The sequence below is a fragment of the Hydrogenophaga sp. GW101-3F08 genome (assembly GCF_059424585.1).
In genome coordinates this window covers 357,861-371,905 of sequence record NZ_JBWKZP010000002.1, presented here as the reverse complement: position 1 = coordinate 371,905, position 14,045 = coordinate 357,861, and the positions used below count along the sequence as shown (strand labels likewise).

At 66.4% G+C, this 14,045-nt stretch carries 13 protein-coding genes; 11 read left to right on the top strand and 2 right to left on the bottom strand.

From position 1 onward, the window contains the following. The first annotated feature begins 33 nt into the window (after nt 1-33). The 3 genes from AC07YZ_RS07370 (at nt 34) to AC07YZ_RS07360 (ending at nt 2,829) form a co-directional block, all read left to right on the top strand. Complete coding sequence (locus AC07YZ_RS07370) at nt 34-639, top strand: glutathione S-transferase (protein WP_226493814.1); 606 nt, start codon at nt 34-36, stop codon at nt 637-639. A 53-nt stretch (nt 640-692) separates the two neighbouring features. After that, entirely contained in the window at nt 693-1,271 is a 579-nt protein-coding gene (locus tag AC07YZ_RS07365; RefSeq protein WP_494794283.1) for a DUF1439 domain-containing protein, read from the top strand. A 109-nt stretch (nt 1,272-1,380) separates the two neighbouring features. After that, a complete protein-coding gene (locus AC07YZ_RS07360; RefSeq protein ID WP_226493816.1) occupies nt 1,381-2,829 on the top strand; it encodes a phospholipase D-like domain-containing protein in 1,449 nt (482 codons plus the stop codon). Nucleotides 2,830-2,842: 13 nt separating this feature from the next. Here AC07YZ_RS07360 and xerD read toward each other — a convergent pair whose 3' ends face one another. Both xerD and AC07YZ_RS07350 read right to left on the bottom strand, forming a co-directional pair. Then, nucleotides 2,843-3,760, bottom strand: coding sequence for a site-specific tyrosine recombinase XerD (gene xerD, locus AC07YZ_RS07355; RefSeq protein WP_226493817.1), 918 nt, complete (start codon nt 3,758-3,760; stop codon nt 2,843-2,845). Further along, nucleotides 3,760-4,737, bottom strand: a complete 978-nt coding sequence (locus AC07YZ_RS07350; protein ID WP_226493818.1) for a tripartite tricarboxylate transporter substrate binding protein BugE — start codon at nt 4,735-4,737, stop codon at nt 3,760-3,762. Before AC07YZ_RS07350 ends, xerD begins: the two co-directional genes overlap by 1 nt. 224 nt (nt 4,738-4,961) lie before the next feature. On the opposite strand from AC07YZ_RS07350, the gene AC07YZ_RS07345 reads away from it, so the two are divergent. The 8 genes from AC07YZ_RS07345 (at nt 4,962) to AC07YZ_RS07310 (ending at nt 14,021) form a co-directional block, all read left to right on the top strand. Next, nucleotides 4,962-5,867: an AEC family transporter gene (locus AC07YZ_RS07345; protein ID WP_226493819.1), complete on the top strand. Its 906-nt coding sequence runs from the start codon at nt 4,962-4,964 to the stop codon at nt 5,865-5,867. Nucleotides 5,868-6,151: 284 nt separating this feature from the next. Beyond that, nucleotides 6,152-7,318: a nucleotide sugar dehydrogenase gene (locus AC07YZ_RS07340; protein ID WP_494794282.1), complete on the top strand. Its 1,167-nt coding sequence runs from the start codon at nt 6,152-6,154 to the stop codon at nt 7,316-7,318. Nucleotides 7,319-7,378: 60 nt separating this feature from the next. Next, entirely contained in the window at nt 7,379-9,178 is a 1,800-nt protein-coding gene (locus AC07YZ_RS07335; RefSeq protein WP_226493821.1) for a GDSL-type esterase/lipase family protein, read from the top strand. Between the two features lie 11 nt (nt 9,179-9,189). Next, a complete protein-coding gene (locus AC07YZ_RS07330) occupies nt 9,190-10,257 on the top strand; it encodes a glycosyltransferase (RefSeq protein ID WP_494794281.1) in 1,068 nt (355 codons plus the stop codon). Between the two features lie 78 nt (nt 10,258-10,335). After that, nucleotides 10,336-11,265 carry a lysylphosphatidylglycerol synthase domain-containing protein gene (locus tag AC07YZ_RS07325; RefSeq protein WP_494794280.1) on the top strand — a complete coding sequence of 310 codons (930 nt, stop codon included), beginning with the start codon at nt 10,336-10,338 and terminating at the stop codon, nt 11,263-11,265. A gap of 16 nt (nt 11,266-11,281) precedes the next feature. After that, nucleotides 11,282-12,229, top strand: a complete 948-nt coding sequence (locus AC07YZ_RS07320) for a glycosyltransferase (protein WP_494794279.1) — start codon at nt 11,282-11,284, stop codon at nt 12,227-12,229. A 5-nt stretch (nt 12,230-12,234) separates the two neighbouring features. Then, the gene (locus AC07YZ_RS07315) at nt 12,235-13,191 is read left to right on the top strand and encodes a glycosyltransferase family 2 protein (RefSeq protein WP_494794278.1); all 957 of its coding nucleotides are present in this window, start codon (nt 12,235-12,237) and stop codon (nt 13,189-13,191) included. After that, the gene (locus tag AC07YZ_RS07310; protein ID WP_494794277.1) at nt 13,188-14,021 is read left to right on the top strand and encodes a glycosyltransferase family 2 protein; all 834 of its coding nucleotides are present in this window, start codon (nt 13,188-13,190) and stop codon (nt 14,019-14,021) included. The genes AC07YZ_RS07315 and AC07YZ_RS07310 overlap by 4 nt, the downstream gene beginning before the upstream one ends. Nucleotides 14,022-14,045 lie beyond the last annotated feature (24 nt).

Genomic DNA, 14,045 nt, shown 5'->3' with positions numbered 1-14,045 from the left:
GCCCCGGACCTCCCCCACATACAAAGACACGCCATGCAACTCATCGGAATGCTGGACTCCCCCTACGTGCGCCGCGTCGCCATTTCCCTGCACCTGCTGGAGCTGCCGTTCGAACACCAGCCCCTGTCCGTGTTCAGCACCTTTGAGCAGTTCCGGGCCATCAACCCGGTGGTGAAAGCGCCCACCCTGGTGTGCGACGACGGCTCGGTGCTGATGGACTCGTCGCTGATCCTGGAATACGTCGAATCGCTCGGTGGCCGCAGCCTGATGCCGAACGATCTGGCCGCGCGCCGCGAAGTCCTGCGCCTGACGGGGCTTGCGCTGGCCGCGTGCGAGAAGTCGGTGCAGATCGTCTACGAGCAGCGGCTGCGGCCGGCCGAAAAACAGCACCAGCCCTGGCTGGACCGGGTGCAGGGTCAGTTGCTGTCGGCCTATGGGTTGCTGGAGCAGGCCGTGGAAAGCGCCCCGCCGCCGCTGGCGCCACAGCAGATCAGCCAGGCGGGTGTGAGCGTGGCCGTGGCCTGGGCCTTCACCCAACACGTGTTGCCCGGTGTGGTGTCGCCCGAGCGCCATCCCGCGCTGCAGGCCTTCAGCGAACAGGCCGAGCAACTGGCGGCGTTCCGGGCCTGCCCGCAATGAGCGCTGCCCCGGCCCCGCGGGTGCGGCGGCAGAGCCACTGAAGGAGAGCACGGATGCGCCGCCGATTTTTTCTGCCCACCGTCCTTTGCGGGGCACTGAGCCCGCGGGCCTGGGCCGCGCCAGCCGACGCCGAACCGCAACCCCCGACCGCGCCCCGCTACACGGTGTCGCCCGATCAATTGCAGAGCGCGGTGGCGCAGCGTTTTCCCTTGCGTTACCCGATACCCGGCCTGCTGAACCTGGACCTGCGCACGCCGCGCCTGCGCCTGCTGTCCGCGCAGAATCGCCTGGGCGCCGAGATGACGGTGGACGCCGCCGGCCCGGCCCTGAACCGCAGCCACCGGGGCACCTTCGAGGTCGATTTCGCGCTGCGCTACGAGGCCAGCGACCGCACGATCCGCGCCCACCAGCTGCGCTTTTACCGCCTGCGTTTTCCCAGCCTGCAACCGGGCGTGGTGGACATGCTCAACACCTACGGCCCCACCCTGGCCGAGCAGTCGCTGCAGGAAGTGGTGCTGCACCAGCTGCGCCCCCAAGACCTGGCCATGGCCGACGTGCTGGGCCTGCGCCCGGGCAGCATCACGGTCGCGGACGAAGGCCTGGTGATCGGCTTCGTGGTGAAACCGCTGTAGGCGCCCGGCGCCAAGCCTCAGCGTCTGCGCGGGCGGCCGCCCTGCGGCCGTGGTCCCGGGTGCGATACTTCGCCCCATTCACGAACTCGACATGGAACAGGGACGACGGATGCGCACGACCACATGGACCTTGCGGCGGATTCTGAAATGGGCCGGGTTCGGGTTGCTGGGGCTGATCGTGGGTCTGCCCACCGTGCTCTACCTCGCCTTCCTGGGCATTCAGGAAGCCAGTGAACGGCAGTGGCTGGGCAAAGCCCCCACGCACGAAGCCATCGACGCGCGTTCGCGCGAGCCCCACCCGGTGGCCCTGCTCGACGTGGGGTTCGACTCGCTCGCCGCGCGCATGCGGATGATCGAGGAAGCCCGGGAATCCATCGAACTCGAGTTCTTCATCTACGAGATCGACACCGCCAGCCGGCTGGTCACGCAGGCGCTGGCGCGCAAGGCGCAGCAGGGCGTGCGGGTGCGCATTCTGGTGGACTTCGCGCTGCCCATCTTCAAACTGGCGCCGCAGTACGCCGAGACCCTGAAGGCCGCGGGCGTGGAGGTGCGGTACTACAACACCGCGGGCATGGCCCGGTTCTTCGCGTCGAACCACCGCACCCACCGCAAGCTGCTGGTGGTGGACCGCCAGAAGGCGATCATTGGCGGGCGAAACATCGCCAACGACTACTTCGACCTCTCGGAGGCCTACAACTTCCTCGACAGCGACATGCTCATCCACGGGCCCATCGTGGGGGCGATCGCCGACAGCTTCGAGCTGTACTGGCGCTCGGACTGGGTGGCCCGGCCCGAGGACGTGACGCCGGACGCCACCCCGGGCACGGGGCAAGGCCTGCTGGGCGGCGCGTCGCCACAGGAAGAAGCCCTGGCCGCCGAGCTCCGGCAACACCAGCCCCAGCACCAGATGTCCACCTGCAACGACATCCACTTCGTCACCGACTACCCGGGCTCCGGCGTCGAGCGGCGCAAGGTCTATCTGGAAATTGCCCGGCTGGTCCAGGAGGCGCGCCAGCAGATCATGGTGGAGAGCCCCTACCTGGTGCTGCGCGACGACGGCATGGCGCTGCTGCGCGGCGTGGTGCAGCGGGGCGTCAAGCTGCAGTTCCTGACCAACAGCCTGCATTCCACCGACGCCTACTACACCGTCGCCAGCCTGGCCCATTCGCTGGACGCGCTGAAGATGCCCAACCTGGAGGTCTGGGCTTACCAGGGCAACCCGCTCGCCAGCGGGCTGCGGCCCTCGGCCTCCCGACGCTGGGGCGTGCACGCCAAACGCGCGGTGTTCGACGACCACACCGTGGTGGTCGGCACCTACAACATGGACCCGCGCTCGGCCAACCTGAATTCCGAACTGATCGTGGTCTGCCGCAACAACGCGTTTCTCGCGAAGACCATGATCCAGGACATGCAGGCCCGCATGGCGCAGTCCCGCGCGATCGTGGGCACGGCCGATGCCGGCGGGCTCGACGCCCTGACCGACGGCGCCGACGACGAGGCCATCTCCCGCATGCGCCGCATCGCGCCGATCGCCAACTGGCTGGATTTCCTGATGTGACGCCCGGCGCCGCTCAGCCCCGCGGGTGGTGCTGGGCCACGATGCTCTTGAGGCGTTCGCGCGCCACGTGGGTGTAGATCGTGGTGGTGGAAATGTCGGCGTGGCCCAGCAGCATCTGCACCGCGCGCAGGTCGGCGCCGTGGTTGAGCAGGTGGGTGGCGAAGGCGTGGCGCAGGGTGTGGGGCGAGAGCGGCGTGGTGATGCCGGCCTGCTGGGCGTAGCGCTTCACCAGGTTCCAGAACATCACCCGGCTCATGGCCTCGCCCGCGCGGGTGCCGCGCGAGGTCACGAACAGGTCTTCGCTCTGTTGCCCGCCCAGGATCTCCTTGCGCCCCTGCGCCAGATAGCGCTGCAGCCACTGGCCGGCGATCTGGCCGAACGGCACCAGGCGCTCCTTGTTGCCCTTGCCGGTGATGCGCAGCACGTGTTCGTTGTGGCCCACGTGAAAGGTCTTGAGCTGCACCAGCTCGCTCACGCGCAGGCCGCTGGCGTACATCAGCTCCAGCATGGCACGGTCGCGCTGGCCCAGCGGGGTGCCGGTGTCGGGCGCGTTGAGCAGGGCCTCCACCTGGGCCTCCGACAGGGTCTTGGGCACCCGCATGGGCTGGCGCGCGGCCACCAGGCGCAGCGTGGGGTCGGCGCTGATGAGGCGCTCGCGCAACGCCCAACGGAAGTAGCGCTTGAACACGGTGAGCCGCCGGTTCGCGGTGGTGGCGCGGGTCTGGGCGTGGCGCGCGGCGAAATAGGCGTTGATGTCGGCCTCCGCGGTCTGCGGCAGGGCCTTGCCGTGTCCGGCCAGCCACTGGCCGTAGAGCGTGAGGTCGCGCCGGTAGGCGTCGAGCGTGTTGCGCGAGAGACCTTCTTCGAGCCAGAGGGCGTCGACAAAGGCCCCGACGCTCGCCTCGCTGCTGGCCACCAGGGCGAGGTCCATCAATCGAGCTTGAGCTTCTGTTTGGTCACCACGTCCTTGTAGACCTCGAACTCGGCCTTGATCTGAGCGGCAAACTGATCGGGCGTGTTGGCCACGATCAGCGAACCCGTGTCTTCAATGCGCTTTTTCACCGCTGGGTCGGTCAGCGCCTGCTTGGTGGCGTTGTAGATTTTGTCAACCACGTCCTTGGGCAGGCCCTTGGGAGCGATGATGCCGTAATAGGCCATGCGATTCACCGGCTCCAGGCCCACTTCCTTGAAGGTGGGGACGTCCGGCAGCGAGGCCACCCGTTGGGGCGCGGCCACCACCAGCGGGATCAGGCGGCCGGCCTTGATGTGAGGCAGTGCCGACGGCAGGTTGTCGAAAATGATCGCGACCTGCCCACCCACGGTGTCGTTGAGCGCTGGGCCCGCCCCCCGGTAGGGAATGTGCGTCATGAACACACCCGCCAGGTTCTTGAACAACTCGGTCTGCAGATGCCCGATGCCACCCGTGCCCGAGCTGGCGTAGCTGTATTTGCCCGGGTTCTTCTTGAGCTCGGCCAGAAAGGTCTTGTAGTCCTTGGCAGGAAAACTGGGGTGCACCGCGATCACGTTGGGCGTGGCCGCGATATTGATGATGGGCGTGAAGTCGGTGAGCGTGTTGTAGGGGATCTTGGGATTGATGGCGGGGTTGGCGGCGGTGGTCGACACCGTGGCCATGCCCAGGATGTGACCATCGGGCACCGCGCGCGCAAGCTCGCTGGCACCGATCACGCCACCGCCACCGGCCTTGTTCTCCACGATCACGCTCTGCCCCAGCGCCTTGCCCAGCGGCTCGGACATGACCCGGGCGATGATGTCGGTGGTCCCTCCGGCGGCAAATGGCACCTGCAGCCGGATCGGCTTGCCAGGAAATGCCTGGGCCCAGGCGCCCCCCGCCACCGTTACAGAAGCGGCAACCAAGCCCATGGACAACAGCTGACGACGACAAACCATAACGCGTACTCCTCAAGTGGATGGAACAGAACGGGGAACCGATTGGACGGCGCAGGTCATGCTTCCCACGCTTTTTTTGGGCTTCCGATACCCGAGCCAGTGACAACAAACGGCACCGCCCGGTTCAGGCCCTCACTGTAGACAACGAAAAGTCCCCTGACCATGGGGAGATTACATAAGTACAAACCCCCGGACTTCTTCCGCTCAAACGCTATGCTCCCCCGGTGAACTTCGCCCAACTCCTCTTCCCCGACTTCTCGCTCATCCTCTGTGGCTACCTGGTCTGCCGCTTCACCGCACTCAACCGCAAAGTGTGGGAACAGGTGGAAAGCCTGGTCTATTTCTTCCTGTTCCCGGTGCTGCTGTTTCACTCCATCGTGAAAAGCCCGCTCGATCTCTCGGCCGCGTCCAGCCTCATGGGTGCCGGTCTGGCGCTGGGGGTGGGCGGCATCGCGCTGGCCTATTCGCTGCCGCACTGGCCCTGGCTCGGCCAACGGATCGACGTGCGCCTGCACGCGGCCAGCGCCCAGGTCGGGTTCCGTTTCAACTCCTTCATCGCGCTGGCGCTGGCCGAGAAACTGGCCGGGCCGCCCGGCCTGCTCATGATCGCGGTGCTCATCGGCGTGTGCGTGCCCCTGTTCAACGTGGGCGCCGTCTGGCCCATGGCCCACCACGCGGGCAAAGGCTTTGCCCGCGAGCTGCTGCGCAACCCGCTGATCATCGGCACCGCCAGTGGCCTCGTCGCCAACCTGCTGGGCTTTTCCATGCCGGTCTGGCTGGAACCCACCGTCAACCGCATCGGCCAGGCCTCGCTCGCACTGGGCCTCATGGCCGCGGGCGCCGGCATGCAGTTCGGCAGCCTGGCGTCGGCCAAGACGCTGGGCGCCGGGGTACTGGCGGCGAAACACCTGGGCATGCCGCTGCTGGCCTTCGGCCTGGCCCGGCTGTTCCGGCTGGACCCCACGCAAACCACCGTGCTGCTCATGTTTTCGGCCGTGCCCACCGCATCGAGCTGCTACGTGCTGGCCGCGCGCATGGGCTACAACGGCCCCTACGTGGCCGGGCTGGTCACGCTCTCCACGCTGCTGGGCATGCTGAGTCTGCCGTTCGCGCTCGGTTTGTTGAACTGAGTTGCGGGCCGTCGCGGCAAGGGCGTCGGGGCGCCGACCCGGCCGGGCGACGGGTGGCGTTGTGGCAAAATTAGCCGGTTTGTAGCACTGGAGCGGCCCGCCCCAGCCCCGTGTCGTCATCGCAGCACGGGGTGTTTTTTTGCTCCGTCGGGCCGTCCTGGCGCATCCAACCTTCCCCATGTTCGGCACGTGGCGGTGATGGCACGGAGCGTCAGCGCTGCTCATGCCGATGCAACACACTTTCCTCACCGCCCATTGCGCTGCGGTGAATCAGGGATTCGTTTATGAAAATCGCGGTCGCAGGCACCGGGTACGTGGGACTTTCAAACGCGGTTCTGCTCGCGCAGAACCACGAGGTGGTGGCGCTGGACATCCTCCCGGAAAAAGTCCGGATGATCAACGTCCGGCAGAGTCCGATCGCCGACGCCGAAATCGAGGACTTCCTGGCGCACCAGCCACTGAACCTGCGGGCCACGCTGGACAAGCACGAGGCCTATGTCGGCACCGACTTCGTCATCATCGCGACGCCGACCGACTACGACGCCGAGACCAATTACTTCAACACCGGTTCGGTCGAGGCGGTCATCCGTGACGTGATGCGCATCAACCCAGACGCCGTGATGGTGATCAAGTCCACGGTGCCGGTGGGCTACACGGCGCGCATCAGCGCCGAAATGGGTTGCCACAACCTGATGTTCTCGCCCGAGTTCCTGCGCGAAGGCAAGGCGCTGCACGACAACCTCTACCCCTCCCGCATCATCGTCGGTGAGCGTTCGGCGCGGGCCGAGGTGTTTGCCGGCCTGCTCCAACAAGGGGCGCGCAAGAAGGACGTCAAGGTCCTGTTCGTGGATTCCACCGAAGCCGAGGCCGTCAAGCTTTTCTCGAACACCTACCTGGCAATGCGGGTGGCCTATTTCAACGAGCTCGACACCTACGCGGCCACGCACAACCTGGACTCGCGCCAGATCATCGAAGGCGTCGGGCTCGATCCCCGCATCGGCGACCACTACAACAACCCGTCGTTCGGCTACGGAGGCTACTGCCTGCCCAAGGACACCAAGCAGATGCTGGCCAACTACCGGGAAGTGCCGCAGAACCTGATCCAGGCGATCGTGCAGTCGAACACCACGCGCAAGGACTTCATCGCCGAGAGCATCCTGCGCAAGCACCCCAAGACCGTGGGCGTGTACCGCCTGATCATGAAGGCCGGCTCCGACAATTTCCGCTCGTCGAGCATCCAGGGCATCATGAAACGCCTGAAAGCCAAGGGCGTGCACGTCATCATTTACGAGCCCGGACTGAGCGAGCCTGAGTTCTTCCGTTCGCCCATCGTCAACGACCTCGACACCTTCAAGCGCGAGGCGGATGTCATCATCAGCAACCGCATGACCGAGACCCTCGCCGACGTGCGGGACAAGGTCTACACGCGCGATCTGTTCGGCAGCGACTGACCCCGGCTCCCGCCCACTTTCGATTCTTTCACCCAGCATCAACCCGTTCCCGGCCACGCCATGAAACCTGCATCCACCCTGTCATTGACCGTGATCTGTGCCAGCCTGATTCTCGCTGGCTGCGCCAGCTCGGGCTCATCCGCCCCCGGCGTGGCCAACCCCTTCAGCACCGACAACAGCAGCAGCCTGGCCAGCATCAAGGTCAACACCATGCGGGTGTTCGGCGACAGCTACTCCGACCCGAACTTCACCAGCTCCATCGGCACCATCAACTGGGCCCAGCAGCTGCAGGCCCGTGGCACGGTCACCCAGTCCAGCATCTACGCCATCGGTGGCGCCCGGGCACAGTCGGGCGAACTGCGGGCCTTCGATCAACAGATCAACAAGGCGCTCAACAGTGGCAACCCCATCGTCGACCGCGACCTGACGGTGGTCTACCTGGGGCACAACGACATCGGGCGCACGGGCAGCCCCGACGGCCTGACCCGCTCCACCACGGGCTACAAGACCGGCGTGGACCGTCTGATCGAGGCAGGCGCCGCCAACGAAAACCGCCGCCTGTTCGTGACCCAGCTGCACGCCTGGGGTCGTGGCCCCGGCGTGTCGGACGGCGTCGATCACCAGGTCCGCGCCTGGAACACCATGCTCGCCGGCATCGCCAACAGCAACCCCAACATCATTGCGGTGGACATGTACACGGCGTTTGAACGGGTCTTCAAGGACCCGCAGGCGTACGGTTTCACCAACGTCACCACCGCCGACAGCTCGCGCTCGTCCGTCGATGCGCTCTACCACGACGCCACCCACTTCGGCAACCGCGGCCAGGAGATCATCACGCGGGTGTACCAGCACTACCTGAGCCGGGGCTGGGACTGGGCCAACAGCGTGAGCGCCGGCGCGGGCGCGGCGGAGCAGCTCAACAAGGACATCGACAATGGCACGCTCGTGCTGAGCATGGCGGGCCAGAAACGGCTGCAACCGGGCTTCAGGCTGGTGGCGCTGGGCATGGACCAGAGCAAGCCGTTCAGCTTCAAGCCACTCAACGGCAAGGTGTTCCAGCCCTTCGCCGCGACCCGGCAGCAGGACCAGCAGTCTCCGAGGGGCCTGGCCCTGGACATGAACCTGGGCTCCGAGGACAACCCGAGCAACAGCCGGCTGGGCGTGGCCGTGTTCCAGCACGAGCAGCCCGAACTGCTCGAAACGGCGGCCCAGCGCAATTCCCGCCGGTTCACCTCGGACGCCGTGTCGCTGTACTGGCACAAGCCGGTGTCGGGTTTTCTGCTGAGCAGCCAGCTCTCGCACATGGCCCTGAATTTCAACAGCTATGCCCAGGACAGCATGGTCAACCTGACGCTGGAGAACACCAGCAAGGGCGACACCTGGTCGCTGGAGAACAAGCTGCGTTACCCGCTGCGCAGTGGCGCCATGAACGTGACGCCCTGGGTATCGCTGACCAGCCAGTCCCACAGCATGGACCCCGCGCTGACCCGGACCCTCTACACCACCGACGTGTTGTTCAGCTCTTCCCGCATGAACGAGCTGCTCTCGGGCCTGGGCCTGGACTTTCAGGCCGACCCGATCCACCTCGCTGGCAACAAGCAGCTGCGCCTGGGTGGCAGCCTGTCCCACGTGCAAAGCCTGCACCGCGACTCGGTCATGGTGTCGATGCAGGAAGCGGGCACACCGGGTGTGGTGCAGCGCGAGCTGTTCCCCTCCGCCAAGATCAGCCGCACCCGGCTGGGCCTGCAGGCCGCGCTGGACGTGGCGAAGAACCTGCGTTTCAGCGCCACCTACGGCACCCAACTGCAGGACGTCAAGAACACCTCGAGCCTGCTGCTGCTGGCCAACATCCAGTACTGATCACGCCATTCATGAAAATTCTGTATGTCGCCGGGCGCGAAGAGGCCTATTCACGCACCCGCATCGTGCTCAACGCCCTGCGACACAACGGCTACGAGGTCGTGGCCTGCCTGCCTCCCGACAAATCGTTCAAACACTACCCCCGCCTGCTGCTGCAGACACTGCTGAAGGCCCCCGGCTGTGATCTGGTGCTGGTGGGTTTCTACGGCCAGCTGCTGACCCCGCTGATCCGCTTGCTGACCTGGAAGCCGATCGTGTTTGACATGTACATCACGACCTACGACACCATGGTGTTCGACCGCGAGAAGGCCGCACCGGGTTCGTTGAAGGCGCATATCTACGGTCTGAGCGACTGGCTGTCCTACAAGGCCGCCAGCCTTTCCATCCTGGACAGCCACCACGTGATCGGGCACTTCGGCCGTGTCATCCACACCGAAACCAGCAAGTTCCGGCGCCTGTTCCTGGCGGTGGACGACGCGGTCATCCGCCCGGGCTCGGCGCGCGAGCCCGATGGCCGCTTCCTGGTCCACTTCCATGGCGAATACATCCCGTTCCACGGCGTGCGGCACATCCTGAAAGCCGCCAAGCTGCTGGAAGACCAGAACGTTTCGTTCCAGATCGTCGGCAAGGGCATCACCTACGACGAAGACATGCGGCTCGCGCGCGAGCTGGACCTGAAAAACGTCAGCTTTCACGCACCGGTGCCCTACGCCGAACTCGCGCGCTTCATGGCGCGCGCCGACGTCTGCCTCGGCATCTTTGGCGACAACGCGCGGGCCGATCTGGTGCTGACCAACAAGGTGATCGAAGCCATCGGCGTGGGCAAGCCGCTCATCACCCGGCGCAACGCGCCGGTGCAGGAGCTGCTCAAACACGAAGAGAGCGTCTATCTGGTGGCCCCGGCCAATCCGCAGGCCCTGGCCGACGCGATCCTGCGGCTCAAGAACGACGATGTGCTGCGCGAGAAGATCGCGCGCAACGGGCACGCGATCTTCCAGCGGTTCTGCACCATCAAGAACTTCGGCGCCGAGCTCAAGGCGCTGCTGGACGGTGTGATGGGTCGCAAACCCGCGCCCTAGACACGGCAGGACGCGCCCGCGATCCCTCGCGGGTCCGCTCTTCCGGTCGATTCCTTTCCTTTTGCCGCACCGCACCCCATGACGCCTCGCAAGCTGCTCAAGCCCATGGCCTACGCCCTGGTCGCTCTGGCGTTCTATTACTTCCTGAGCGAGCTCTACAAGCGGCTCGGTGACATCCCGCCGATCCACTGGGATGCCTACGGCGTGCTGGCCGCGCTCGCCTCGGTGCTTGGCGTGGCCGCCACCATTGCCCTCAACGGCTACATGTGGCGCGCCCTGCTGCTCGACCAGGGCGTCGCCCCCTCCTTGCCCAAAGCCATGCAGATCATCGCGATCGCACAGTTCGGCAAGTACCTGCCTGGCAACGTGGGCCATTACGCCGGGCGCGCGGCGCTGGGCAGCGCCGTGGGCATCCCGGTGGCCGTGACCCTGAGCACCATCCTGGTCGAAACCGTCTGGAACCTCGCGGTGGGTGCCGGCTTCGCCGCACTCACCCTGCTGCTTTTTTCGAGAGCGCTGCTGCCGATGCTGCCGTATTCGCTCGGTCCGCTCGGGTTGGGCCTGCTCACGGCCGGCCTGCTGGTGGTGCCGGCCATCGCCATTCGCCTCTTCAACCACTTCTTCCCCGCGTTGAGCCAACGCCTCGGTGGGGGCAAACCGCTGGCCACCAGCTCGTTCAAGACCTCGCTCATGGTGGGCGCCGTGGTGCTGCTGGGCTTTCTGATCCTCGGCGGCGTGCTCAAGCTGCAGGCGATGTGGCTGTTTGGCATCGACGCGGGCCACTACCCGACCATGACCATCCTGTTCGCCGCCGCCTGGCTGGTCGGCTATGTGGTGCCGGGCGCACCCGGCGGCGTGGGGGTGCGCGAGGCCATGATGGTGCTGCTGTTCACCCCGGTGGTGGGCGCGGGCGCTGCCGTGGGCCTGGGGGTGAGCATGCGGCTGGCCACGATGCTGGGCGACAGCCTGGCTTTCGGGCTGGGTCTGATGAGCCGCAAAGTCTTGTGACGCCGCGCTGAACGCCATGCACGACCTGCCACCACCCCGTATCCACATCCTGCTGGCGAGCTACCAGGGCGCCGCCCACATCGGCGCGCAGCTCGACTCCATCGCGGCGCAGGAGCACCCGAACTGGACCCTGAGCATCAGCGACGACGGATCGAGCGACGACACGGTGGCGATCTGCCAGGCTTTTGCCGCTCGGCACAGCAGCCACACCGTGCGCCTGCTGCAAGGCCCCCGGCAACGCTCCACCGCCAACTTCTTCCATCTGCTGCAAGCGGTGCAACCCTTGAGCGAACACGACCTGATCGCCTTCAGCGACCAGGACGATGTCTGGCTGCCCCAAAAGCTCGGCCGGGCCGCGCAAGCCCTGGCGCAACTGCGGCCGGCGCCCGGCCAGCCCGCGCTGTATGCGGCGCGCACCCGGCTGGTCAACGAGCAGCTGCAACCCATCGGGCTGAGCCCCCTGCCCGAACGCCCCCTCGGTTTTGGCAACGCCTTGCTGCAAAACGTGTGCAGCGGCAACACCATGGTTTTCAACACCGAACTGCTGCGCTTGCTGCGCCTGATCCAGCCCTCGCACTCGGTCTGGCACGACTGGTCGGCCTACCAGGCGGTCACCGGCTGCGGCGGCACGATGCGCTTCGATCCCGAACCCTGCCTGCTGTACCGCCAGCACGCCGGCAACCTGATCGGCTCGCAGGGCCGTTCCTGGGACAAGCTGCAGCGCGTGCGCTTGCTGCTGCAGGGCCAGTACCGCGCCTGGGGCGACCAGACCGAAGCCGCGATGAACGACCTGTCGCCCCATCTGAGCGTCGAGGCGCTGCGCCAGTTCGACAACTACAAGGCCATGCGCCGATGCCCCGGCGCCCTGGCGCGGCTGCGCGCCTACCGCTCCAGCGGCCTGTGGCGCCAGACACGCGCGGGGCGCGCATCGCTCTGGCTTGGCCTCCTGCTCAACCAGATCTGAACCCGATGACCGACGCTTCCTCCCCAACGCTTCCGCCCGGCACCGTGCTGGTGCTGCTGCCGGTCTACAACGGCGAACGCTTCCTGGCCAACCAGATCGACTCCATCCTGAGCCAGGAGCGGGTCCAGGTCCTCCTGCTGTGCCGCGACGACGCTTCTTCGGACCGGTCGCTGGACATCCTGCGTGACTATGTCGTGCGCTATCCCGGGCAGGTCCGGCTGCTGGAGGACCAGCGCGGCAATCTGGGCGCCAGCGCGAATTTCTCGGTGCTGATGCAGGCCGCCCTGGCCTTCGAAGCACCGGCCGCCTTGCAGGGCCAGCCGGTGTATGTGGCCCTGGCCGACCAGGACGACCACTGGCACGGCGACAAGCTGGCCACCGGTGTGGCGCGCATCCGCGAGCTCGAAGCGCAACACCCCGGTCTGCCGGCGCTGGTGCACAGCGACCTGCGCGTGATCAACGAGGACGGCGGCGAGATCGCCCCCTCCATGGCCCGCTACCAGGGCCTGCAGGTCCAGCGCAGCGGATTTGCCGCCCAACTGCTCAGCAACACCCTCACCGGCTGCACCAGCTTGATGAACCGCGCGCTGCTGCACAAGAGCCTGCCGGTGCCACCGCAGGCCATCATGCACGACTGGTGGTTGTCCCTGGTGGCCAGCGCGCTGGGCAGCCGCGACTACCTGGACCAGGCCCTGATCGACTACCGGCAGCACGCCCACAACGCCATCGGCGCCAAAGCGCAAACCGAACCGGTGGTGTTCCGCAGCTACTTTCACCGCCTGTTCGATGACCGCCATGGCGAGATTTTCCAGCTCAACGCCCGGCAAGCCCGCGCCTTCCTGGAACGCTACCGCGCCGAGCTGACGCTGCGCCAGAAGTTCTGCCTGTGGCTGGCCAGCGGCCTGTCGCTGCGCCTTCCACCCCTGCAGCGCACGATCTACCGTGTGCTGAGGTTGTTATGAGTGCAACACCGGGCCGGTCCCCAGCCAGCTCGCACCACAACCCGCAGGGCGAAGGCACCCCAGCGGGCATCCGCCTGTCCGTGGTGAGCCATCAGCAGGTGGCGCTGGCCAACCGCTTTCTGGCCGATCTCCAGGGCCTGGGCAGCGTGACGGAGCTGGTATTCACCCACAACCTGCCCGAATCCGGCCTGCGCCTGCCGGAAGGCATCCCCGCGCGCGAGCTCACCAATGCGCAGCCTTTGGGCTTCGCCGGCAACCACAACCAGGCCTTTGAAGGCAACGAGCAGACCTTCTATTGCGTCGCCAACCCGGACATCCGCCTGATCGGCGACCCCTTCCCCGGCCTGCTGGCCTGCATGCAGGACCCGCGCGTGGGCGTGGTCGCTCCGCTGGTGCTCAGCCCCGCGGGTCGGCCCGAAGACAACGCGCGGCACTTCCCCACCCCCTGGAACCTGGGACGAAAACTCCTGGGGCAGGACGACGGCCGCTACCACCTCCAGCCCACGGAGCGTTCCGACCCGCAAGACGTGGAGTGGGTGGCGGGCATGTTCCTGCTGTTTCGCGCGGCGGCATTTCGGGATGTGGGAGGCTTTGATGCTAAATTCCACCTGTATTATGAGGATGTCGACATCTGCGCCCGGCTGTGGAAATCGGGCTGGAAGGTGGTGTGCGATCCCGGGGTCACCGTGATTCACGAAGCCCAGCGCGCCAGCAGACGCAACCCCCGGTACATGCGCTGGCATGCCGCGAGCATGGCCCGCTACTTCTTCAAGCACCTGGGCCGCCTGCAACGCCCTGACCAGACCGGTGGCGCCCCACCTGGCCGATGATGCACAGACACCCTTGCCCCGATT

Bases quoted from the DNA above. Each gene is read 5' to 3' on its own strand.
- xerD (WP_226493817.1), bottom strand. From the start codon at position 3,760: ATGGACCTCGCCCTGGTGGCCAGCAGCGAGGCGAGCGTCGGGGCCTTT.
- AC07YZ_RS07315 (WP_494794278.1), top strand. From the start codon at position 12,235: ATGACCGACGCTTCCTCCCCAACGCTTCCGCCCGGCACCGTGCTGGTG.
- AC07YZ_RS07310 (WP_494794277.1), top strand. From the start codon at position 13,188: ATGAGTGCAACACCGGGCCGGTCCCCAGCCAGCTCGCACCACAACCCG.
- AC07YZ_RS07325 (WP_494794280.1), top strand. From the start codon at position 10,336: ATGACGCCTCGCAAGCTGCTCAAGCCCATGGCCTACGCCCTGGTCGCT.
- AC07YZ_RS07330 (WP_494794281.1), top strand. From the start codon at position 9,190: ATGAAAATTCTGTATGTCGCCGGGCGCGAAGAGGCCTATTCACGCACC.
- AC07YZ_RS07335 (WP_226493821.1), top strand. From the start codon at position 7,379: ATGAAACCTGCATCCACCCTGTCATTGACCGTGATCTGTGCCAGCCTG.
- AC07YZ_RS07365 (WP_494794283.1), top strand. From the start codon at position 693: ATGCGCCGCCGATTTTTTCTGCCCACCGTCCTTTGCGGGGCACTGAGC.
- AC07YZ_RS07370 (WP_226493814.1), top strand. From the start codon at position 34: ATGCAACTCATCGGAATGCTGGACTCCCCCTACGTGCGCCGCGTCGCC.
- AC07YZ_RS07360 (WP_226493816.1), top strand. From the start codon at position 1,381: ATGCGCACGACCACATGGACCTTGCGGCGGATTCTGAAATGGGCCGGG.
- AC07YZ_RS07350 (WP_226493818.1), bottom strand. From the start codon at position 4,737: ATGGTTTGTCGTCGTCAGCTGTTGTCCATGGGCTTGGTTGCCGCTTCT.
- AC07YZ_RS07320 (WP_494794279.1), top strand. From the start codon at position 11,282: ATGCACGACCTGCCACCACCCCGTATCCACATCCTGCTGGCGAGCTAC.
- AC07YZ_RS07340 (WP_494794282.1), top strand. From the start codon at position 6,152: ATGAAAATCGCGGTCGCAGGCACCGGGTACGTGGGACTTTCAAACGCG.